Source organism: Mycobacterium sp. E1214, from assembly GCF_001666755.1.
Lineage (GTDB): Bacteria > Actinomycetota > Actinomycetes > Mycobacteriales > Mycobacteriaceae > Mycobacterium.
Window position 1 is genome coordinate 55,516 of record NZ_LZJC01000165.1, and the last position, 20,454, is coordinate 75,969.

Genomic DNA, 20,454 nt, shown 5'->3' on the forward strand with positions numbered 1-20,454 from the left:
ATGACGTCTCGCATCAATGAGGCCGTCGGTGTGCTGGGCACGCTGCGCCGCGCCGGGGTTATCGCGCCGATGCGGCCCGACCGCTACGTCAAGATGATGGCGGCCATGCGCCGCGAGGGCATGGGAATGACCGTCGGCTTCGCCAGCGCGGCGCAGCGCTGCCCGGACCGCCCCGGGTTGATCGACGAGCTCGGCACGCTGACCTGGCGGCAGCTCGACGAGCGGATCAACGCGTTCGCCGCGGCGCTGCAGAACCTGCGGGGCGCGGCGCCCACGGCGGTCGGCGTGATGTGCCGCAACCACCGCGGCTTCGTCGAGGCGGTGGTCGGCGCCAACCGGATCGGCTCGGACGTGGTGCTGCTCAACACGTCGTTCGCCGGGCCGGCGCTCGCCGACGTCGTCGAGCGTGAGGGCGTGGACACCGTCGTCTACGACGAGGAATTCACCGCCACGGTGGATCGGGCGCTGGCCGATCGGCCCGACGCCACCCGCATCGTGGCGTGGGCCGACGGGCCGCACGAGCTGACCGTCGAGCGGCTCATCGGCGAGCACGCGGGCCGCCACCCCGAACGCACCGGCCGCAAGGGCAGGATGATCTTGCTCACCTCCGGCACCACCGGAACGCCCAAGGGCGCCAACCAAACCGGTGGCAACGCCGGCATCGGCACGCTCAAGGCGATCCTGGACCGCACCCCGTGGCGGGCCGAGGAGACGGTCGTCATCGTGGCGCCGATGTTTCACGCCTGGGGCTTCTCGCAGTTGATCTTCGCGGCGTCGATGGCCTGCACGGTGGTCACCCGCCGCAAATTCGACCCGGAGGCGACGCTAGAGCTCATCGACCGGCACCGCGCCACCGGCCTCGCCGTGGTCCCGGTGATGTTCGACCGCATCATGGAGTTGCCGGACGAGGTGCGAAACCGGTACAGCGGCAGGTCATTACGGTTCGCCGCCGCGTCCGGCTCGCGGATGCGACCCGACGTCGTCACGGCGTTCATGGACCAGTTCGGAGACGTGATCTACAACAACTACAACGCCACCGAGGCCGGCATGATCGCCACCGCCACCCCCGCGGACCTTCGGGCGGCGCCCGACACGGCGGGCCGACCGGCCGGCGGCACCGAGATCTTGATCCTGGACCCGGATTTCAACGAACTGCCCACCGGCGAGGTCGGCGGCATCTACGTTCGCAACGACACCCAATTCGAGGGTTATACGTCCGGCACCACCAAGGATTTTCACGCCGGCTACATGTCGTCCGGAGACGTCGGTTACCTCGACGAGGCCGGGCGGTTGTTCGTCGTCGGCCGCGACGACGAGATGATCGTCTCCGGCGGCGAAAACGTGTACCCGATCGAGGTGGAGAAGACGCTGGCGGCGCACCCCGATGTGGCGGAGGCCGCGGTGATCGGCGTGGACGACGACCAGTACGGCCAGCGACTGGCGGCGTTCGTCGTGCTGGCGCCCGGCAGCCAGGCCACGCCCGACGGGCTCAAGCAACACGTGCGGGACAACCTGGCCAACTACAAGGTGCCCCGCGAAATCTCGATCCTGGACGAGCTGCCCCGCGGCAGCACCGGCAAGATCCTGCGCAACGATCTGCAGGCACGCGTGGGGGGCGCATGAGCGGCGAGACGCTGACCACGCTGCGCCGGCAGCTTTTCGCGAGGCGGCCGCTGGCGCGCGCCGTCCTGGAATTGGCCAACGCGGCCAATGGCTTTCGGCCGCTGGCCCGCAAGGGTTACCGCACCGTCCTGGTGTTCTGGTTCGGCTGGCCCACCTCGGAGGTGCCCGGTGTGTACTTTTCGGTATCGCTGGCCGACGCCCTGCGCCGCGGGCGGCGCGGCGACTTCGCGGGCCGGCGCGGCAAGGCGGCGCTGGCCCTGACCGTCGCGTCCTGGGCGCTCCTGGGGGTGATTCGCTACCGCGGCACCACCACCCCGGGCCCGGTGCTCGAGGCGGGCCTTCGCGAACAACTCGGGGAGGACTACCGGGAGGCGTTGGGCAAGCTGCCCCAGGCGCAGCCCACCCGCAGCGGCCGGCGCAGCCTGCCGCTGGGCAACACCGTGGCGCGGCGGCGCTACGTCGAGAAGGCGAACGTGGTGTCCTACGGCCCACACGGCCGGGCGAACCTGGCCGACATCTGGCGACGCCGCGACCTGCCGCGCGACGGCAAGGCCCCCGTGCTGCTGCAGGTGCCCGGCGGCGCGTGGGTGATCGGGATGCGCCGCCCGCAGGCCTATCCCCTGATGAGCCACCTCGCCGCCCGCGGCTGGGTGTGCGTGTCGATCGGCTACCGGGTGTCCCCCCGGCACACCTGGCCGGACCACATCGTGGACGTCAAGCGGGCGCTGGCCTGGGTCAAGGAGAACATCGCGGACTACGGCGGGGATCCGGAATTCGTCGCCATCACCGGCGGCTCCGCCGGCGGTCACCTGTGCGCGTTGGCGGCCCTGACTCCGGGCGACCCGGCGTTCCAGCCCGGCTTCGAGGACGCCGACACCTCGGTCGTCGCCGCCGTCCCCGTCTACGGCCGCTACGACTGGTTCACCACCGAGGGCGAAGGCCGTCGCGAATTCGTCGAACTGCTCGAAAAGCTCGTCGTCAAGCAGGATTTCGAGACCCACCGCGACGTGTACCTGGACGCCTCCCCGATCCGGCAGCTACGCGCCGACGCGCCGCCGTTCTTCGTGCTGCACGGCCACGACGATTCGCTGATTCCGGTCGGCGAGGCCCAGGAGTTCGTCGAACAGCTCCGCGGGGTGTCCAAGTCCCCCGTCGCCTACGCCGAATTGCCGCACGCGCAGCACGCTTTCGACATCTTCAGCTCGCCGCGGGCGCATCGCTCCGCCGAGGCCGTGGCCCGGTTCCTGTCCTGGGTGTACGCGACGAATCCGCCGGACCGCGACTAGCCGGCTTGGCAAGATACCGGCGCGCCGCGTCCGTTCCGCCGCTAGTTGTCAGGCGTGCGCCCTGCCAGCATTGGCGAACGTGGGCGCACGACGTGTAATCATCGAGTCCTGCACGATGCCCGCGACGGGCACCCGGCCGGTCGGCGACTGATCCGATGAGCGCCTTCCTGTTGTCGGTCCACCTGGTGGCCGCCATCCTCGCCGTCGGCCCCATCGCGGTCGCCGCCAGCATGTTTCCCCCGGCGGCCCGAGCCGCGGCGGCCGCCGACGACCCGCTGGGGGCTGCCACGCCACGGCTTCTGTACCGAATCACGAAGGTGTACACCGTGATCGGCGTGGCGGTGCCGTGCTTCGGGCTGGCGACCGCCGTCAGCCTTCGGGTCCTCGGTTCGGCGTGGCTGCTGGCGTCGATCGCGTTGACCGCTGCCGCGGCCGCGGTCCTGATCGCGCTGATCCTTCCCGCCCAGCGGGTGCTTCTCGATGCGATCGATCCCGCGTCCGTCGGCGCCGCGACGACACGCCTCCTGGCGCGCCGCCTTGCGATGCGGACCGGCGTCTTCAACCTGCTCTGGGTGGTCGTGGTCGTGCTCATGGTGCTCCGGCCGGGCTCGACGACGGGAGTCGGACTGTGAACCGGCGCGTCATGGGCGCACTGGCGGGGCTGGAGCTCGGCACCTTCGTGCTGCTGATGTCCAACCTCGCCACCGTTGGCCACCGCGAGTTCGCCCGAGTCGTCGGGCCCCTGCACGGCTTGGCCTACCTCGCGACGGTGATCGCGGCCATCCTGCTGTGCGAGGGCAGGCACCGGATCTGGTGCGCGGCGTTGTTACCCGGCATCGGGGGCCTACTGGCGTTGCGAATACGATGACGGCGCACGCGCGGCGCCCAACCTCCCCCGGACCGGCCGTAAACCCTTGTGTGACATCCGCCTTCGGTACGCCAGGCGGCGAACCGACGAGGCGGGTCGGGACTACCCGTCGCCGAGCTTGGCGGCCTTCTCCAGTTCGGTCAGCGCCGGCTCGATGCGGTCGGCCATCAAGTCGATGTCGTTGGCGACCTCCGGAGTCGTGACGAAACCGAAGTCCAGGTAGTCGGTGTAGGAGAAGCAGGTGATGTTCAGGCCGACGTCCATGACGGGCGGGCCCAGCGGGACCAGCGAATCCAGTTTGGCCCCGGCCATATACAACGGAAACGGCGGCCCCGGGACGTTGGAGACCACGAGGTTGACGGGCGCCAGATTGCGCGACAACCCGCTGGCGGTATAGGCGCGCGCCGCCAACTGCAGCAGCCCCGGCGGCGTGGTCTCGGTCAGCCCCATGATCTGGTGCGCCGACAGCGCCTTGGCCATCAGCTTCGCGCTCTGGGTGCTGTCGTGGATGGCCCGCAGCCGCTCGGCCGGGTCCTTGATGTCGGTGGCCAGCGACACCGTCATCGAGCCCACCTTGCTGCCGACGTCGTCCTTGTTCTCGTCGGTCCGCGTGGAGACGGGGATCTGCGCGATCAGCGGTTTGGCGGGCAGCTCGCCGTGCTCGTGCAGGTAATCGCGGGCGGCGCCGGCCACCAGCGCCAACACCACGTCGTTGAGCTTGACGCCGTAGGCGTCTTTCACGGCCTTGGCCCGGCTGAGCTCGACGCGGCAGCCGGTGATGCGCCGGTGCGGTGACACCGGCGCATTGAACCGGGTGGTGGGCGCCTCGAAGTAACCCGGCGGCTTACTGCTGATGCCCAGCGTGGCGATCTGCTGGCGCACCGTCTGCTCCAGCAACCGGGCGATGCGAAACGGCGTCTTGACCCCGACGTTGATCAGCGCCCCGATCGCGCGCCGCTCCAGGCCCGGGATGCTCGTTCCGACCAGCGACCCGACCGTCTCCTGTTGCGGCGCACGGGGTTCCGGTGCGGCGTCGAAGAGGATCTCACCCAGGCCCGCGCCGGACACGCCGTCGACGATGGCGTGGTGCATCTTGGTCAGGGTGGCCATCCGCCCGCCCTGCACACCCTCGATCACCCACATCTCCCACAGCGGCCGCGAGCGGTCCAGCTTGTAGGACATCAGCCGGCCGACCAGTTCCTCCAGCTCGGCGCGACCGCCGGGCGCGGGCACCCCGATGCGGCGCAGATGGAAGTCGACGTCGAGGTCCTCGTCCTCGACGAACCACGGCCGGTCCAGCCCGAGCGGCGCCCCGGTCACCCGCCAGCGCAGCTGCGGCACCTCCGGCAACCGCTCGATGAGCAGTTCCCGCACCCGGGCGAAGCTGTAGTCCGGCGCGTCGCGCAGGGAGCAGATGGCGAGCGCTCCGACGTGCATGTGCCAGCCCGCCGTCTCGGCCGACCAGAACGCCGCATCAACACTCGAAAGCCGTTTCATGCCCCGACCGTAGCCCTCCCCTGTTCCCGCCGCGTGGCTATGGCGAACAAACTATCTTCGGCCTCGGGGGGTGGCGGCGTCGCCCACCGGGAGTGCTATCTCCCGCGCTATTGACTCCGGTCTAGGGGACCCGCCGTCGAACCGTGCCACGCCGGGGGCGGCAGCGATCGCGGCCACGCCTCGGGCACCGATAGCGCTCCGACCGACGCCGCCGCACCCACGCTCGCCTTCAGCACCGCATGGTCGGGGCAACCGACGTCGGGGAACCGCAGGGTCGCCGCCCTGTGCAGCGCGGCCGCCTTGTTGAGGAGATTCAGGTGACTGAGCGCAACGTCGCTCGGGGCGGACAATGAACTCAGCTTCGACAGCGGCGCCGTGACCGACATCAACGACGCATCGAACGCCGTCGGCGGCGCGGCGGCCAGCGCCCCGAGCGCCTCGGGAATCGCCGCGATCACCGCGCAGCCCGTTTCTATGGTTTCCGGAGCAACCGTCAGGCGCCAAGCCCGAGATCGAGTGACCCGCGCACCACGGTGCACCGGCTCGCGCAGACCGTCCACGGGCGGCGGCGCAGCGAACGGTAGGAGCGTCGCCGCGGCGGCCGACGCCCGCGCGTAGGCGTGCATGGCGGCGGCACCTCGCGCCCACATGTTCTCGTATTCGGCGTCGGCGTCGGCAATGGCCGGACCGCTGCGACCGAGGTGGTTCGTCGCGGCCAGTGTGATCCGCCGCAGCCGGTTTGCGTCGACCACCTGCGGCGCCGGCACCAATGCCATCGTCGATCCATAGGCCCGAGCGGCCGCCCTCGCCTGAACGGCCGTGTGACGAACCCGCGCGGCCGTCGCGTCGAGCCACGCCACGTACGGCCTCATCCCGCCGACGAGCCTCGCAACGCTCGATCGCCCGGAACCCAGCGCGGACGTCGCCGCCCGGTAGGTCGTTGCGAGGTCATCGAGTTGCGCGCCCAGCGAAGCCCACGCCTCGGCGGCCTCGCTGAGCGACCCCGAGCCGGGACCCGAATGTAGCTGCCGCGAGGTGTACTCCGGCGGCGGGATGGCGAAGATCATCCGGTCAGCCGCCGCTGCCTTTGACGCTCGATCCCGCGGACGACTCGAGCTGCCTCGGGCAGTAGGACTTCGCCGATATCGTGGCGAACTGGGCAGCACCGCTGGTGGTCAGCGCGGGGTTGTTGTCGCGCAGATCGTTGAGGAGCTGCAGGCCGGACACGCCGCGAGAAATCAAGCCGCATACCGCCTTTCCCGCTCTCACCGCCTGGACGGGGTCCTGAAAGCTGATGCCCACCCTGGTCAAGTCGGCGATGAAGGCCTCGTTGTTCTCGTCGGTGGCCTCTTCATCCTCGCCGGGGATGGCGTGCGCGGGGGCCCCGTAAACGATCGCCAACGACACGCCCAGAAGCGCGAGAAGCGGTCGCACCCGTCCTCCACAGTTGTTGTGCCGCATCGGATTAGCCCAGCTTCGATTCGTGTTCACCCACCGCAACCTCCGTGCCGTCACTCACGTGCACGGCGTGCACGCCGGGCGTTGTTCTCAGACGGGCGACCAGCTCATCGAGGCCGGCCTCGTCGACGTTCCAGTGCTGGACCTGGTCGGGCATCTCCTGCAGCTGGGTGATGATGCGGTCGAGCTTGACCGGGGCCGCGCGCCGCTCCCCGGTGATTGCGCGGGTCTGTACGCCGGTCGATCTGACCACGCGCGAGGTGGGGGCGCCCAGGGCACCGCCCGCCAGGCTGCCCAGGGTCGCCTCGTTGACCAGGCCGGCGGGGATGTCGGCTGCCGCGGCCGCGGCGCCGACGGCCGGTAGGGCGGTGGCGGCGAGCCTGATCGCCGGGGTGGCGGTTGCCCAGCTAGGCGGCACCGACAACTTGCCCACCGTAGGCGCGTCCCCGAGCACCGCCGACACCGGCGTGGCCGCGATGCCGGCGGCGTGCCCCGGGGACGCCAGACCGGCGCCCAGCGACGTCTTCGCCATCGCGGCGCTCCACGGCGCGTAGACGAAGAAGTTCTTCCACTGCGAGACGCCCAGGCCGATGCTGGCGTTGGTCACGTTGGTCCACGTCGCCTGAGTGCCGATCTGAGAAATGCTCGAATACAACGCTTCCCAGAGGGGCGCCACATCCGGGCTCCCCGTGACTCCTCCGATCAACTGTTGCCAGAATTTGGTGTATTGGCCGGTCAGCGAGGTGAGGTAATCCTCGATCTGTTTGAGCCACGACGACAACGACTGCGCCTGCGACGTGGCCGCGGCGCCCGCCTGCCCGGTGCCACTGGTGGTGGCCGGCGCCTGCTCGAAGGCGGTCAACTCACCGGCGGACTCCGACGCGCTGGCGTAGCTGAACATGGCGGCGACATCTTGTGCCCACATCTGGCCGTACTCTTCTTCGGTCGCGGCAATCGCCGCGTCGTTGCGGCCCAGGATGTTTGTCTGCAGCAGTGCCGCCAACTGACTCCGGTTGGCCGCGACGAGCGCGGGCGGCACGGTGGCGGCGAGGGCGGCTTCGTACGCGCCGGCGGCGGCGCGGGCCTGCGAGGCGGTCTCCTCGGCCCGCCCTGCCGTGACCGATAGCCACGCCACATACGGTGCCGCCGCGGCCGCCATGGACTCTGACGCCGGACCCTGCCACGACTCGCCGACCAGCTCTGCAATGACCGAGCCGTAGGAGGCCGCGGTGGAATGCAGCTCGGCGGCCAGCCCGTCCCAGGCCGCGGCGGCGTTCAGCAGCGGACCGGCGCCCGGTCCGGTATAGATCTGGGTGGAGATGACCTCGGGTGGCAGCGCCGCGAAATCGCTCAAAACCATTGTCGTATACCCTATTTCGTGTTAGGCGGAATGACGATGACGGTGGACGTCGTCGCGATGTCGTCGACGGCCACAGCCCCGGGCACCCGAACGGTGGGCCCGGCGACAACGCGATTCGCGGTTGCGCCGACGGCACGGCCGGCCAGGCTCGACAGGGCCGTCGGGCCGAACATGCCTTGCTGGCCATTGACGGCCGCTGCGGGAGCGGCTTGGACCACGGTTTCCGGCAACTCCGCGGCGATGGTTCTGACCGCCGGAACGGCCGAGGCCCAGCTCGTGGGTACCGACAACGCCCCCACCGAGCCGGCACCGCCCGGCACCGCCGAAACCGTCCCCCCACTGGCCAGGGCGGCCGAGCCGGTGAGCAGCTCGCTGCGCAACAGCGGTGCCAGGACCCCGGTGAGCGCCTTGGGGTGCAGCAGCGGTCCGATGCCCTGGATGCCCGTCCCGACACTCGGGATGCTCAGGGCGATCTGGTACCAGTTCTTCGCCAGATTGGCGACCCCGAGCGGGGTGTACGGCCCGGAGATTGTGCCCATGACGCTGTTGAAGGTCTTCAGGATTCCCGTGATGTCCGTCAGGCCCAGTGGCAGCCCGGCCGCGGACGACGTCACCGCGCTCGCGTTGACTGCGAGGTCTTGCATTGGCGCCGAGACCTGCGAGGCCGCCTGCGACAAACCGGATTCCACGCCGGACGCGGTCGACTGCTCGAGGGCGGCGGTGACCGCGGCCGACTGGTCACCCTCGCCGTTGCCGTCGACAGTGATCGGTGGCGCGCTGAAGGGCGTCAACTGCGTCGCCGCCGCCGATGCACCGGCATACGCGTACATCGCAGCGGCGTCCTGGGCCCACATCTCGCCGTACTGAGCCTCGGTGGCCGCGATCGCCGGAGCGTTCTGTCCCAGAACGTTGGTCGCGATCAGCGATGCCAGCAGGGTCCGGTTGGCGGCGATTACGGGTGGTGGGACCGTCGCCGCAAAAACGGTGTCGTACGCCGCGGCCGCCGCCCTGGCCTGCGCCGAAGTCTGCTCGGCCCGCACGGCACTGCTGTCGAGCCACGCGATGTAGGCGGCGGCCGCGGCTGCCATCGCTGTCGACGAGGGGCCTCGCCAAACGGTGCTGAGCTCTGTGACCGCGGAACCGAAAGAGGCTGCCGCGGCTAGTAGTTCGGCGGCCAACACATCCCATGCGGTCGCGGCCGACAGCAGCGGTGCCGATCCCGGCCCCGAATAGATCCTTCCGGAGTTGATCTCCGGTGGTAATGCTGCGAAATCCACTGGCTTCCTCCGCCCCCGGCAGTGCACCGACTGTCAGCCGAGTTTGCTGGCGGCCGGTCGGTCGTCTCGTGGACAGGAGACTAGCCAGCTCTGCCGTGCGCGCGTTTCACCGCAATCGGGTGAACCGCCCGCGGTGGCCGCACTCGCCGGTCGGACGCTGCGATTCAGCGGTACAAGATTCTCCGCGTCGGCAGCCCTTTTACCTCGTTAAAACACGGCAAACGACCGGGTGCGCACTGCAGAAAAAGGGTCGAGGTGCCCGCTATCAAACGCGAGGACCGGAATAAAAATCTCTCGACGAATAATGCGGTCGCGTTCGGCGGCCGGCCCAATGGAACGCACCGCCACGACGGGACGGCACGCTCGCGCGAGCCAAACCCCGCTGCTCGGCCCGGTTTTCCCAGTAAGTATGGCGACTCGAGCGTCCGGTAACCACGCGCGCTCGTACCCATGCCTCTCATAGGAAGTAGGTACTTTCTATGAACGTTGACAATGCGTCTCCCATGCCGGCACTCGCCGTTCTATTCTTTCGAGCCTAAAATCGCATCCATTCGTACTGGCAACGCTTGATTTGGCTCGGCGCATATATTTCTCACATGAAATGTGCCGATACATTTGATCGCCAGTTCCGCGCAATTACGACCGCGCCGTGACGATTGCCCGGTGCCGAGCGGGTAGTTTTCTCGACGCATCGACGCCACCGCGCGTCGCCTTCAGGCTTTGCTCGGTCGGCCGGGGAAGGTACGCGTCAGGCGTCTTCCAGCAGGTCCGGGGTGACCGCCGACTCGGTGTCGGGGATCCCGTCGATCTTGGCCTTGCGATCGGCCATCGACAGCAGCCGCCGAATGCGGCCCGCCACAGCGTCTTTCGTCATCGGCGGGTCGGCGAGGCGACCCAGCTCCTCCAGGGAGGCCTGCCGGTGTTCGACGCGCAGCTTGCCGGCGGTGGCCAGGTGGTCGGGGACGGTGTCACCGAGAATCTCCAGCGCCCGTTCCACCCGGGCCGCCGCCGCGACCGCCGCCCGCGCCGAGCGGCGCAGGTTCGCGTCGTCGAAGTTGGCGAGCCGGTTGGCCGTCGCCCGCACCTCGCGCCGCATCCGGCGTTCCTCCCACACCAGCCGGGTGTCCTGGGCACCCATCCGCGTGAGCAGCGCGCCGATCGCCTCACCGTCGCGCACCACCACCCGGTCGGCGCCCCGCACCTCGCGGGCCTTCGCGCTGACGCCCAGCCGGCGCGCCGCACCCACCAACGCCAGCGCCGCCTCGGGGCCGGGGCAGCTGACCTCCAGCGCAGACGAACGCCCGGGCTCGGTCAGCGACCCGTGCGCCAGGAAGGCCCCCCGCCACGCGGCCTCGGCGTCGCCGACGCTGCCGCCCACCACCTGGGCCGGCAGGCCACGCACCGGGCGGCCGCGGTTGTCGAGCAGCCCGGTCTGGCGGGCCAGCGCCTCGCCGTCGTTGGCCACCCGTAACACGTAGCGGGTGCTCTTGCGAATCCCGCTGGCCGACAAGACATGTACGACGGCGTTGTACCCGTAGAGCTCGAAGATGTCCTTACGCAGCCGGCGGGCGACGTTGCCGAGGTCGACCTCGGCCTCGACGACGACCCGGCCGCCGACGATATGCAGTCCGCCCGCGAACCTCAGCAGGGACGTGACCTCGGCGCGGCGCGCGCTGACCGATTTCACGACCAGGCGGCTGAGTTCGTCCTTGACTTCGGTCGTCATCGCCACGCGTCGTCACCCCTTGGTCCGCTGCCAGCCGGTCCGATCCCACCAGTCTGTGGACTTGCACCGTCGACCCGAATCTCCGCGGTGGCCGTGACCGGACGCGCTGCGCGGACCCCGTCCAGGGCCGCCGCGAGCTTGCCCGGATCATGTAAAGGTGTACCAGGTCTGGCCACGTCAGCGAAGTGGACCTCGGCCGAGAGCAGCGTCGCGGTGCGGCGCAGTTGGTCGCGCTCCCGCTCGCTGGGCACCCGGTCCGCGTCGATGATGATGTCGTGCACCGTGAATCCAGGCGCGTGCTGGGCCAGCACGTGCAGGTGCCGCTCCACCGAGAAGCCGGCCGTCTCCCCCGGCTCGGCCACGAGGTTGAGCACGAGGGCGCGCCGGGCGGTGGTCGCCCGCAGCGCGGCCGCCAGCCCCGGCACCAGCACGTGCGGGATGACGCTGGTGAACCACGAGCCGGGGCCTAGCACGACCAGGTCCGCGCCCATGATCGCGTCGACCGCCTGCCGCGTCGCGGGTGGGTCGGCAGGCAGCAGCCGCACCCTTCGCACCTTGCCCGGCGTGGTGGCGATCGCCACCTGGCCGCGGAGCTGCCGGAACATCCGGGGATCCGACTCCAGACCCGACACGTCGGCCTCGATCTGCAGCGCGATCGGGCACATCGGCAGCACCCGTCCCTTGACCCCGAGGATGCGGCCCAACTCGTCCAGGGCCGCCACCGGGTCGGCCAGCACCTCGGACAGCCCGGCCAGCAACAGGTTGCCGATCGGGTGCCCGGCCAGGGCGCCGGTGCCGCCGAACCGGTGCTGCAGAATGGTCGCCCACAGCCGGCCGTGCGGGCTGTCGGATGCCAACGCCGCCAACGCCATTCGCAGGTCGCCCGGCGGCACCACGTCCAGTTCGCCGCGCAGCCGGCCCGAGGACCCGCCGTCATCGGCGACCGTGACCACCGCGGTGACGTAGGGCGTCAGCCGGCGCGCCGCGGACAGCGTCGCGTACAGGCCGTGCCCGCCGCCCAGCGCGACGATGCCCTGGTTGGGCAGGGGCAGGTCCGATGGGGTCATTCGCGGCCCAGATCCCGGTGCAGCACCCGCACCGACAGCTGCGGGTCGGCCTTGAGCAGGCCCATCAACGCCTCGGCGATCGCGACGCTGCGATGCTTGCCGCCGGTGCAGCCGATGGCCACCGTCATGTAACGCTTGCCCTCCCGGCGGTAGCCGTCGACGACCAGAGATAGCAGTCGATGGTAGGCGTCCAGGAAGTCTCTCGCGCCCGGCTGGCTCAACACGTACTCGCTGACCGCCGGGTCCTGCCCGGTGCGGGGCCGCAATTCGTCGACCCAGTGCGGGTTCGGCAGGAATCGCACGTCCATCACCATGTCGGCGTCCATCGGCAGCCCGTACTTGAAGCCGAACGACTCGACGGTGACGCTGGTCGTCGTGCTCGCGTCGCCGCCGAACGCGCGCTCGATGCTCTCCCGCAGGCCCCGCACCGAGAGCGTCGAGGTGTCGATGATCAGGTCGGCGGTCGCGCGCACCGGGGCCAGCATCCGGCGCTCCGCCGCGATGCCCTCGGCCAGTGTCTGGTCGCCCTGCAGCGGGTGGCTGCGGCGGTTCTGTTCGTAGCGGCGCACCAGCATGTCGTCGGAGGCCTCCATGAACACCACCCTCGGGTTGATGTTGCGGGTGGCCAACTCGGTGCGCACCGAGTCCAGGTCGCCGGTGAAGCCGCGCGAACGCACGTCCATCACCACCGCGAGCTGGGTGATCCGCGAGCCCGCGTCCATGCCGAAGTCGACCATCCGGGTGATCAATTGCGGCGGCAGGTTATCGGCGACGTACCAGCCGAGGTCCTCGAGCACCTTGGCCGCGGTGCCCCGGCCCGCCCCCGAGAGGCCGGTCACGAGCACGACGTCGATACCGGCCGACGCGCTGACCGGGCGGCCCTGATCGACCTCACCCTGGCCGGTCATCCGTCGGCGCCCTGTTGCTCGGGCCGCAGCGCTTCGAGGACGGCAGCCGCGGTGGCCACACCGATGCCGGGAACGGCGGTGATCTGGTCGACGGTGGCCTCCTTGAGGCGGGCTATGGATCCGAAGTGGGTGACCAGCGCCTTGCGGCGATGCTCCCCCAGTCCCGGCACCGTATCGAGCACCGACGCCGTCATTCGCTTGGATCGCTTGCTGCGATGGTAGGCGATGGCGAACCGGTGCGCCTCGTCACGGACCCGTTGCAACAGATACAGGCCCTCGCTGTTGCGCGGCATGATGATGGGGTCCGGCTCCGAGGGCACCCACACCTCCTCCAGCCGCTTCGCCAGCCCGATCACCGCGACGTCGCTGATGCCGAGTTCCTCGAGCACCGCGCTGGCCGCGTTGACCTGGGGCGCACCGCCGTCGACGACGTAAAGGTTCGGCGGGTAGGCGAACCGACGAGACTTTCCTTCCGGGGAAAGCACATTCGGGTCGGCCTGGTCGGCGAGGTGCCGCTGGAACCGCCGCCGGGTCACCTCGGCGATCGAGGCGACGTCGTCGGAACGCCCTTGGCCGGCCGCTTCGCGGATCCCGAAATGGCGGTAGTCGGACTTGCGCGGCAGCCCGTCTTCGAAGACCACCAGGGAGCCCACCACGTCGGTGCCCTGCACGTGGCTGATGTCGACGCATTCAATGCGCAGCGGCGCCTCGGGCAGGCCCAGCGCATCCTGAATGTTCTGCAGCGCAGCCGATCTGGCGTTGAAGTCGCCGGCCCGCTTCAGCTTATGTTGCTGCAGCGCGTCTTTCGCGTTGCGCTGCACGGTTTCGGCCAGCGCGCGCTTGTCGCCGCGCCGCGGCACCCGCAGCGCGACCCGGCTGCCGCGCAACCCGGTCAGCCAACTGGCCAGCTCCTCGGCGTTGGACGGCAGGCACGGCACCAGCACCTCGCGGGGCACCGGGTTGGCGGCCTCGTCGGCGGCGCCCCCCAACTCGGCCTGCTCGCCGTAGAACTGGGTGAGGAACTGCTCCACGAGTTGTTCTTCGCCGGAATCGCCGGCCTCCGCGGACTTTTCGACGATCCAGCCGCGCTGGCCGCGGACCCGGCCGCCGCGGACGTGGAACACCTGCACCGCCGCCTCGAGCTCGTCGTCGGCGAAGGCCACCACGTCGGCGTCGGTGCCGTCGCCGAACACCACTGCCTGTTTCTCCATCGCCCTCCGCAGCGCGCCCAGGTCGTCGCGCAGCCGGGCCGCGCGCTCGAAGTCGAGTTCCTCCGCCGCGGCGTTCATCTGCTGCTCCAGTTCGCGGGCGAACCGATCCGTCTTGCCGGACAGGAAGTCGCAGAAGTCGTCGACGATCTGGCGATGCTGATCCGCGCTGACCCGGCCGACGCACGGCGCCGAGCACTTGTCGATGTAGCCCAGCAGGCAGGGCCGGTCGATCTGGTGGTGCCGCTTGAACACCCCGGCCGAGCAGGTGCGAGCCGGGAACACCCGGGTGAGCAGGTCGAGCGTCTCCCGGATGGCCCAGGCGTGGGAGTAGGGCCCGAAGTAGCGCACGCCCTTGCGACGCGGCCCGCGGTAGACCATCAGCCGTGGAAATTCCTCGTTGAGCGTCACCGCGAGCACCGGGTAGGACTTGTCGTCGCGGTAGCGCACGTTGAAACGGGGGTCGAACTCTTTGATCCAGTTGTATTCGAGCTGCAGCGCCTCGACTTCGGTGTTGACCACCGTCCACTCGACCTTCGCGGCGGTGGTCACCATCTGCCGGGTGCGCGGATGCAGGCTGGCGATGTCGGCGAAGTAGGACGTCAACCGGCTGCGCAGGCTCTTGGCCTTGCCGACGTAGATGACGCGGCCGTGCTGGTCCCGGAATCGGTAGACGCCCGGCTCGACCGGAATGGACCCGGGCGGGGGGCGGTAGGTGGCGGGATCAGGCACCCATCCAGGCTAGTAGTCACCCCGGCGGCGGTTTGGGTGGCTTCCGATCCGGCTACCAACCTTCCAGCTCATCGTTAGAGTGGGGGCAGAGCAATGGAGGGAGTCCGTAAATGATGAAGCGCTCGTGGGCCAAACTGGCCGTCACGTTCGGCGGTCTGGCATTGGCGTCGACCGCTGGGGCCGGGGTCGCCGCTGCCGACCCCGATTACGGTCCGATGATCCACACCACCTGTAGCTACGACCAGGCGATGCGGGCGGTGCACGCGGAGAATCCGATGGCCGCTCAGTACCTGGACCAGTCGCCGCCGAACCAGCAGTTCCTCCAGCAGTACCTGGCGTCGTCGCCGGATCAGCGGGTCAACCTGCTGCACGCGATCGAGCACAACCAGGGCGCGCAGCAGGCGCTGCCCATCTTCCAGCAAATGATGACGGACTGCACCAGGTACTGATTCGCCGGGACTACCCCCACCTCCGCTAGACGGGGTGTCCGGTGATCTGGGCCAGGCGCTTGTAGAGCCAGTCCTCCATCGGAAACGCGGGCTGCGCGTCGCACGCCGAGACCAGCAATGCGACGCGCGGCCCGGATCCCAGGCCGAAAGCGCAGATCCAGTTCGGTTGGGTCAGCGTCCATGTCATGGCGTGCGCCGACTGGTCGAAGCCGTCCAGCTGGACGGGCCAGGATTTGCCGTCACGCGACACGGCCGTGAAGCCGCGGTGAGCGCTCACGAAGCACTGCGCGACGTTGAGAAACGCGTGCAAGACCACGTGCTCGTCGTCGAACCCGGCGTCGTAAAGGCCGAGCGACTCGCTGTAGGTCTGCGCGCCGCTGAAGCGGTACGCGGAGTCGGCCCGGTCCGTCGCGCCGGGCGGCAGCAGCGGGGAGTCCTGCACCACCGCCGCGGCCTCGCAGTCCGCCGGGTCCGCGCGCGTGAAGTAGTTGTCGCCGAAGGGAATCTGGGTGGCCGCGCCGAACGGCACGGAGTCGCCCGACTTCAACAGCAGGTCGCGGGCGCGCACCCCGGGCGTGTTGACCGTGGCGGGCGGCCCGCCCGACGATCCCGGCGCGCGCACCGCCCGGCCCGGCACCGACGTCGAACAGGCTCCCAGCAGGGTCACCGCCACGACCGCCGCGACGGCCGTCCGCACCTGACGCCCCATCGGCTGATGGTAGCGCGATCAGGCGGTCTGCAAGTCCGGTCGGTAACGCGCCAGCAGCGACCGCACCGTGTCCATCGCGTCCACCGCCCGGCCCTTGTCGACGGCCTGGATGGCCAGCACCGGCACGTACTCGTCGTCGGGCAGGTCGATGCGCGCCCAGCGGTGCCCCGCGGGGAAGGAGACGCCGACGATTTCCGACCAGCCGATCAGCTTGTCGCCCAACAGGTTCCGCACGCACAGACCCGTCGGCCCGACACGTAGGCGTGGCCGCGCGAACAGCAGCACCAGACCGGCGAGGATCACCCCGAGCACCGCCATCGCCACCTGGTCGGCGGTCTGGAACACCACCCCGCTCGATCGGATCTTGAGCAGGAAGCCCACGGCGATGTGCACCGCGGCGATGACGAAGGCGGCCGCGTACACGAACACCGGGGTGCGGTGGGGACGCAGCACGACGTCCCAGGTCTCGCGGTTCGGCGACGTCACGACCGGGCGCGCAGCTCACGCAGCGTCAGCGCGGCCGTCAAGGCCGCCTCGGTCGCCTGCGCCCCTTTGTCCTCGGCCGAGGAGGGCAACCCGGCGCGCGCCAGCGCCTGCTCCTCGGTGTTGGTGGTCAGCACGCCGTTGGCCACCGGCGTCGAGGCGTCCAACGCGACGCGGGTCAGCCCCTGGGTCACCGAGTCGCAGACGTAGTCGAAATGCGGTGTCTCGCCGCGTATCACCACACCCAGCGCGACCACCGCGTCGTGGTTGGTGGCGAGCTGCTGCGCCACCACCGCGAGTTCGATGGCGCCGATCACCCGGACCACGGTCGGCTCGTCGACGCCCGACTCGGCCGCGACCCTGCGGGCACCGTCGAGCAGGGCGTCACAGATCGGGCCGTGCCAGGTGCTGGCGACGATGCCCAGCCGCAACCCGGACGCGTCGACCGGAGCCGTCTGCGGCACACCGGCGGCAGGGCTCACAAAGCACCGCCGAATTCGCCTGGCAGATGAAAGGATTCGTGGAACTCGTCGAGCCCGGCCAAGTCGTGCCCCATCTTGTCGCGCTTGGTCAACAGGTAGCGGATGTTCTCGGCGTTGGCGCGCACCGGAAGCGGCACCCGCTCGATGATGTGCAGGCCGTAGCCGTCCAGGCCGACACGCTTGGCCGGATTGTTGGTCAGCAGCCGCATCGAGCGCACGCCCAAATCGACCAGGATCTGCGCGCCGATACCGTAATCCCGTGCGTCGGCCGGTAATCCGAGTTTGAGGTTGGCATCGACGGTGTCCTCGCCGGCGTCCTGCAACTGGTAGGCCTGCAGCTTGTGCATCAGCCCGATGCCGCGGCCCTCGTGGCCGCGCATGTAGAGCACCACCCCGCGGCCCTCACGCGCGACCATCGCCATCGCCGCGTCGAGCTGCGGACCGCAGTCGCAGCGGCGCGAGCCGAACACGTCACCGGTCAGGCACTCGGAGTGCACGCGCACCAGCACGTCGTGCCCGTCGAAGTTGGCCCCGTCGATCTCGCCGCGCACCAGCGCGACGTGCTCGACGTCCTCGTAGATGCTGGCGTAGCCGATGGCCTGGAACTCGCCGTGCCGGGTCGGGATGCGCGCCTCGGCGATGCGGGCGATGTGCTTCTCGTGCTTGCGCCGCCACTCGATCAGGTCGGCGATGGTGATCAGCGCGAGGTCGTGCTCATCGGCGAAGACCCGCAGCTCGTCGGTCTGCGCCATCGCGCCCTCGTCCTTCTGGCTGACGATTTCGCAGATGGCGCCCGCGGGCTGCAGGCCCGCCATCCGGGCCAGGTCGACGGCCGCCTCGGTGTGTCCGGGGCGGCGCAGCACCCCGCCGTCCTTGGCCCGCAGCGGGACGACGTGCCCGGGCCGGGTGAAGTCGTTGGCGACGCTGTCGGGGTCGGCCAGCAGGCGCATCGTGGTGGCCCGGTCCGACGCCGAAATCCCGGTGCCGACACCGTATTTGGCGTCGACGGTCACGGTGTAGGCGGTTCCGTGCTTGTCCTGGTTCACCGCGTACATCGGCAGCAGCCCCAGCCGGTCGCAGATCTCCCCGTCCAGGGGCACGCACAGGTAACCCGAGGTGTAGCGCACCATGAACGCGACCAGCTCCGGCGTCGCCTTCTCGGCGGCGAAGATCAGGTCCCCCTCGTTCTCGCGCTCCTCGTCGTCAATGACGACGACGGCCTTGCCGGCCGCAATGTCGGCAACCGCCCTCTCGACGGAGTCCAGCCTCGTCATCGTTGCTACCTCGCCGTTCCCGCGGTCAGGCGGGAACACAGTTGAAACGGCACCCTCGGAATGCCCCACGTGTTGCATTCAGTATGGACCACGGCGGCATCGCGGTTATTTCCCGCTTCTTGTGAGCTTCGTCCCCGGCCGTCTGCAAGCCCGAGGAGGGAGTTTGCGGCGTTGGCCTGCGGGTGGCCAATCGGCCCGGGTAGACATGAGGCGGTTGGCGCGCGCATCGAAGGAGACGCCTCATGGGTCCGGCGCACACGTTCGCGGTCGCGTTGACGGCCACCGCCACGCTGGCGCTCGCGGGCTGCGGCGGCGACCGTCAGCCCGCCGCGCCGTCACCCACCTCGTCGAGCCCCACCTCCCCGTCGCCCGGGCCGGCCGCGTCGAACCCCGCCCCGCCCAACGCCGTCGCGCCCGCGCTGGGCCAGCCCGGTGACTACACGGCGTTGCTGATCAGCGCGGCCGACGTCGGGCCGGATTTCACAGCCTACGGCGCGCCCACCCAGAACCCCAACGGGGTGCCCGGGGTGGGGCTGAGCTTCAACACCGCCGACACCAGCCGCGTGATCGTCGACGGGGTCACCGTCTTCGCGGACCCGGCAGCGGCCGCACAGGCCATCGCGGGCCACCCGTTTCCCAGCGTCGATCAGCCCGCGCCGCAGCCCTTCCCGGTGGGCCAGCAGGGCAAGATCGCGACGGGGACGTCGCCCGACAAACAGAACGCGGTCACCGAAGTTCTGTTCGCCGAGGGCAGGACCACCGTGAACCTGATATTCAAAACCGCGGCCGGCAGCCCGACCTCGCCGGATTTCGTCCTGGACATCGCCCGCAAACAGGATGCGGCCGTCAAGAATGGCTTGCCAAGTTAAGCGAATTTGACCAGCGCGACAATAAAAACGTCTGTGAGCGGCGGGGACGCGGACCTTGAGCTAAGCGCCGGCTAGGCGCCCGCTGTGCGCACCATTTGCGCAGGGCAAAGCGTTTCACAGGGCTTTCCGAAGGGAATGACCAGTGCCATGAATACCACTTCATCATCACGGCCGTGGGTGCGCCTGTGCACCGCGGCGTTGGCGACCGGCGGCCTGGCCGCCACCGCGTTGGGACTGGCGTCGGGCACCGCCACGGCGGCGCCGCCGCCCGCACCCCTTTATCACCACCACTGGTGCCCCGGCGAGCAATGGGACCCCGGCTGGGGGCCGAACCCGAACTGGAACAACTGCAACGACTGGGACGACAACTACGGCCCGGCCGGCTACGGCGGCGCGCCGACGTGGGCTCCCCCGCCGCCGCCCCCGCCGATCTGGGCGCCGTGGGCGCAGGTGGTGTGGAACGCGCAGGCCAACGGCTGGGGCTACTGGAACGGTCCCGTCTGGATCCCGCTGTAACCAGCGACCGTCGAGCGGCTACTGGTCGGCCAGCAGCCGCTCGACGTACTTGGCGATGACGTCGACCTCGAGGTTGACCTGCGCGCCGACCGGGGCGGTGCCCAACGTGGTGAGCTCGCGGGTCGTCGGGATCAGCGACACCTCGAACCAGTCGCGGGGGTCGTCACCGAGGGCCGACACCGTCAGGGAGATCCCGTCGACGGTGATCGACCCCTTCTCGACGATGTAGCGGGCGACCGTGTCCGGGACCTCGATGCGCACCACCTCCCAGTGCTCGGACGGCGTGCGCGACACCACGCGCCCGGTGCCGTCGACGTGGCCCTGCACGATGTGCCCGCCCAGCCGGCTGTTCACCGCCGCGGCGCGCTCCAAGTTGACGCGGCTGCCGACCCGCAGCTCGCCCAGGTTGGACCGGTTGAGGCTCTCGGCCATGACGTCGGCGGTGAACTGACCGTCGGGCCGCAGCTCGGCGACGGTGAGGCACACGCCGTTGACGGCGATCGAGTCGCCATGGCCCGCGTCGGAGGTCACGACCGGTCCGCGGATGGTCAGCCGCGCGGCGTCTGCCAGCACCTCCCTGGCCGTGATCTCGCCGAGTTCCTCGACAATTCCGGTGAACATTCTCTAAGGCTAGTCAACGAGCGCCCCGCCGATGAGCTGGC

21 protein-coding genes are annotated in these 20,454 nt (G+C 69.8%); 7 read left to right on the plus strand and 14 right to left on the minus strand.

Annotation, left to right across the window (positions count from 1 at the left end; translation table 11 throughout):
* From fadD12 to A5700_RS23485, 4 genes are all read left to right on the plus strand, one after another.
* Positions 1-1,623, plus strand: a complete 1,623-nt coding sequence (gene fadD12 / locus A5700_RS23470) for an acyl-CoA ligase FadD12 (protein WP_068067252.1) — start codon at positions 1-3, stop codon at positions 1,621-1,623.
* A complete protein-coding gene (locus A5700_RS23475) occupies positions 1,620-2,909 on the plus strand; it encodes an alpha/beta hydrolase (RefSeq protein ID WP_068067250.1) in 1,290 nt (429 codons plus the stop codon). The genes fadD12 and A5700_RS23475 overlap by 4 nt, the downstream gene beginning before the upstream one ends.
* Before the next feature lie 155 nt (positions 2,910-3,064).
* Positions 3,065-3,541, plus strand: coding sequence for a hypothetical protein (locus A5700_RS23480; RefSeq protein WP_068067248.1), 477 nt, complete (start codon positions 3,065-3,067; stop codon positions 3,539-3,541).
* An 11-nt stretch (positions 3,542-3,552) separates the two neighbouring features.
* Entirely contained in the window at positions 3,553-3,777 is a 225-nt protein-coding gene (locus tag A5700_RS23485) for a hypothetical protein (protein WP_068067357.1), read from the plus strand.
* Between the two features lie 102 nt (positions 3,778-3,879).
* Here A5700_RS23485 and A5700_RS23490 read toward each other — a convergent pair whose 3' ends face one another.
* From A5700_RS23490 to uvrC, 9 genes are all read right to left on the minus strand, one after another.
* The gene (locus A5700_RS23490; RefSeq protein ID WP_068067246.1) at positions 3,880-5,274 is read right to left on the minus strand and encodes a wax ester/triacylglycerol synthase family O-acyltransferase; all 1,395 of its coding nucleotides are present in this window, start codon (positions 5,272-5,274) and stop codon (positions 3,880-3,882) included.
* 107 nt (positions 5,275-5,381) lie between these two features.
* Positions 5,382-6,341, minus strand: coding sequence for a PPE family protein (locus tag A5700_RS23495; protein ID WP_068067243.1), 960 nt, complete (start codon positions 6,339-6,341; stop codon positions 5,382-5,384).
* A gap of 4 nt (positions 6,342-6,345) precedes the next feature.
* Positions 6,346-6,708 (minus strand): DUF732 domain-containing protein, encoded by a 363-nt coding sequence (locus tag A5700_RS23500; RefSeq protein ID WP_068067240.1) that lies wholly within the window; start codon positions 6,706-6,708, stop codon positions 6,346-6,348.
* Positions 6,709-6,739: 31 nt separating this feature from the next.
* The gene (locus tag A5700_RS23505; protein ID WP_068067237.1) at positions 6,740-8,092 is read right to left on the minus strand and encodes a PPE family protein; all 1,353 of its coding nucleotides are present in this window, start codon (positions 8,090-8,092) and stop codon (positions 6,740-6,742) included.
* Positions 8,093-8,103: 11 nt separating this feature from the next.
* Positions 8,104-9,369, minus strand: coding sequence for a PPE family protein (locus A5700_RS23510; protein WP_068067234.1), 1,266 nt, complete (start codon positions 9,367-9,369; stop codon positions 8,104-8,106).
* 748 nt (positions 9,370-10,117) lie between these two features.
* Positions 10,118-11,095 (minus strand): DNA-binding protein WhiA, encoded by a 978-nt coding sequence (whiA, locus tag A5700_RS23515; RefSeq protein ID WP_068205076.1) that lies wholly within the window; start codon positions 11,093-11,095, stop codon positions 10,118-10,120.
* Complete coding sequence (gene yvcK / locus A5700_RS23520) at positions 11,092-12,162, minus strand: uridine diphosphate-N-acetylglucosamine-binding protein YvcK (RefSeq protein ID WP_068067231.1); 1,071 nt, start codon at positions 12,160-12,162, stop codon at positions 11,092-11,094. Before yvcK ends, whiA begins: the two co-directional genes overlap by 4 nt.
* On the minus strand, positions 12,159-13,070 hold the full coding sequence (gene rapZ, locus A5700_RS23525) for an RNase adapter RapZ (protein ID WP_068067227.1): 912 nt from the start codon (positions 13,068-13,070) through the stop codon (positions 12,159-12,161). Before rapZ ends, yvcK begins: the two co-directional genes overlap by 4 nt.
* Positions 13,067-15,010 carry an excinuclease ABC subunit UvrC gene (uvrC, locus tag A5700_RS23530; protein WP_068067224.1) on the minus strand — a complete coding sequence of 648 codons (1,944 nt, stop codon included), beginning with the start codon at positions 15,008-15,010 and terminating at the stop codon, positions 13,067-13,069. The genes rapZ and uvrC overlap by 4 nt, the downstream gene beginning before the upstream one ends.
* A 110-nt stretch (positions 15,011-15,120) precedes the next feature.
* Between uvrC and A5700_RS23535 the strand changes: the two genes are divergently transcribed.
* Positions 15,121-15,459, plus strand: a complete 339-nt coding sequence (locus A5700_RS23535) for a hemophore-related protein (RefSeq protein ID WP_068067221.1) — start codon at positions 15,121-15,123, stop codon at positions 15,457-15,459.
* A gap of 25 nt (positions 15,460-15,484) precedes the next feature.
* Here the strand turns inward: A5700_RS23535 and A5700_RS23540 are convergent, their stop codons facing one another.
* From A5700_RS23540 to A5700_RS23555, 4 genes are read right to left on the minus strand one after another with little or no spacing between them, the layout of a single operon-like run.
* Positions 15,485-16,168 (minus strand): hypothetical protein, encoded by a 684-nt coding sequence (locus A5700_RS23540; protein ID WP_068067213.1) that lies wholly within the window; start codon positions 16,166-16,168, stop codon positions 15,485-15,487.
* A gap of 18 nt (positions 16,169-16,186) precedes the next feature.
* Positions 16,187-16,654, minus strand: coding sequence for a PH domain-containing protein (locus A5700_RS23545; protein ID WP_068067211.1), 468 nt, complete (start codon positions 16,652-16,654; stop codon positions 16,187-16,189).
* Positions 16,651-17,133, minus strand: a complete 483-nt coding sequence (ribH, locus tag A5700_RS23550) for a 6,7-dimethyl-8-ribityllumazine synthase (RefSeq protein ID WP_068067209.1) — start codon at positions 17,131-17,133, stop codon at positions 16,651-16,653. The genes A5700_RS23545 and ribH overlap by 4 nt, the downstream gene beginning before the upstream one ends.
* Positions 17,130-18,407 carry a bifunctional 3,4-dihydroxy-2-butanone-4-phosphate synthase/GTP cyclohydrolase II gene (locus tag A5700_RS23555; protein WP_068067207.1) on the minus strand — a complete coding sequence of 426 codons (1,278 nt, stop codon included), beginning with the start codon at positions 18,405-18,407 and terminating at the stop codon, positions 17,130-17,132. Before A5700_RS23555 ends, ribH begins: the two co-directional genes overlap by 4 nt.
* Positions 18,408-18,649: 242 nt before the next feature.
* On the opposite strand from A5700_RS23555, the gene A5700_RS23560 reads away from it, so the two are divergent.
* Positions 18,650-19,276, plus strand: coding sequence for a hypothetical protein (locus tag A5700_RS23560; protein ID WP_068067198.1), 627 nt, complete (start codon positions 18,650-18,652; stop codon positions 19,274-19,276).
* A 147-nt stretch (positions 19,277-19,423) separates the two neighbouring features.
* Positions 19,424-19,792, plus strand: coding sequence for a hypothetical protein (locus A5700_RS23565; protein ID WP_068205058.1), 369 nt, complete (start codon positions 19,424-19,426; stop codon positions 19,790-19,792).
* A gap of 18 nt (positions 19,793-19,810) precedes the next feature.
* Here the strand turns inward: A5700_RS23565 and A5700_RS23570 are convergent, their stop codons facing one another.
* A complete protein-coding gene (locus tag A5700_RS23570) occupies positions 19,811-20,413 on the minus strand; it encodes a riboflavin synthase (RefSeq protein WP_068205060.1) in 603 nt (200 codons plus the stop codon).
* Positions 20,414-20,454: the final 41 nt, after the last annotated feature.

What these genes read in the sequence shown, in the direction of transcription:
- fadD12 (WP_068067252.1), top strand. Translation starts at nt 1, where the DNA reads ATGACGTCTCGCATCAATGAGGCCGTCGGTGTGCTGGGCACGCTGCGC.
- A5700_RS23475 (WP_068067250.1), top strand. Translation starts at nt 1,620, where the DNA reads ATGAGCGGCGAGACGCTGACCACGCTGCGCCGGCAGCTTTTCGCGAGG.
- A5700_RS23480 (WP_068067248.1), top strand. Translation starts at nt 3,065, where the DNA reads ATGAGCGCCTTCCTGTTGTCGGTCCACCTGGTGGCCGCCATCCTCGCC.
- A5700_RS23485 (WP_068067357.1), top strand. Translation starts at nt 3,553, where the DNA reads ATGGGCGCACTGGCGGGGCTGGAGCTCGGCACCTTCGTGCTGCTGATG.
- A5700_RS23490 (WP_068067246.1), bottom strand. Translation starts at nt 5,274, where the DNA reads ATGAAACGGCTTTCGAGTGTTGATGCGGCGTTCTGGTCGGCCGAGACG.
- A5700_RS23495 (WP_068067243.1), bottom strand. Translation starts at nt 6,341, where the DNA reads ATGATCTTCGCCATCCCGCCGCCGGAGTACACCTCGCGGCAGCTACAT.
- A5700_RS23505 (WP_068067237.1), bottom strand. Translation starts at nt 8,092, where the DNA reads ATGGTTTTGAGCGATTTCGCGGCGCTGCCACCCGAGGTCATCTCCACC.
- whiA (WP_068205076.1), bottom strand. Translation starts at nt 11,095, where the DNA reads ATGACGACCGAAGTCAAGGACGAACTCAGCCGCCTGGTCGTGAAATCG.
- yvcK (WP_068067231.1), bottom strand. Translation starts at nt 12,162, where the DNA reads ATGACCCCATCGGACCTGCCCCTGCCCAACCAGGGCATCGTCGCGCTG.
- rapZ (WP_068067227.1), bottom strand. Translation starts at nt 13,070, where the DNA reads ATGACCGGCCAGGGTGAGGTCGATCAGGGCCGCCCGGTCAGCGCGTCG.
- A5700_RS23535 (WP_068067221.1), top strand. Translation starts at nt 15,121, where the DNA reads ATGATGAAGCGCTCGTGGGCCAAACTGGCCGTCACGTTCGGCGGTCTG.
- A5700_RS23540 (WP_068067213.1), bottom strand. Translation starts at nt 16,168, where the DNA reads ATGGGGCGTCAGGTGCGGACGGCCGTCGCGGCGGTCGTGGCGGTGACC.
- A5700_RS23555 (WP_068067207.1), bottom strand. Translation starts at nt 18,407, where the DNA reads ATGACGAGGCTGGACTCCGTCGAGAGGGCGGTTGCCGACATTGCGGCC.
- A5700_RS23560 (WP_068067198.1), top strand. Translation starts at nt 18,650, where the DNA reads ATGGGTCCGGCGCACACGTTCGCGGTCGCGTTGACGGCCACCGCCACG.
- A5700_RS23565 (WP_068205058.1), top strand. Translation starts at nt 19,424, where the DNA reads ATGAATACCACTTCATCATCACGGCCGTGGGTGCGCCTGTGCACCGCG.
- A5700_RS23570 (WP_068205060.1), bottom strand. Translation starts at nt 20,413, where the DNA reads ATGTTCACCGGAATTGTCGAGGAACTCGGCGAGATCACGGCCAGGGAG.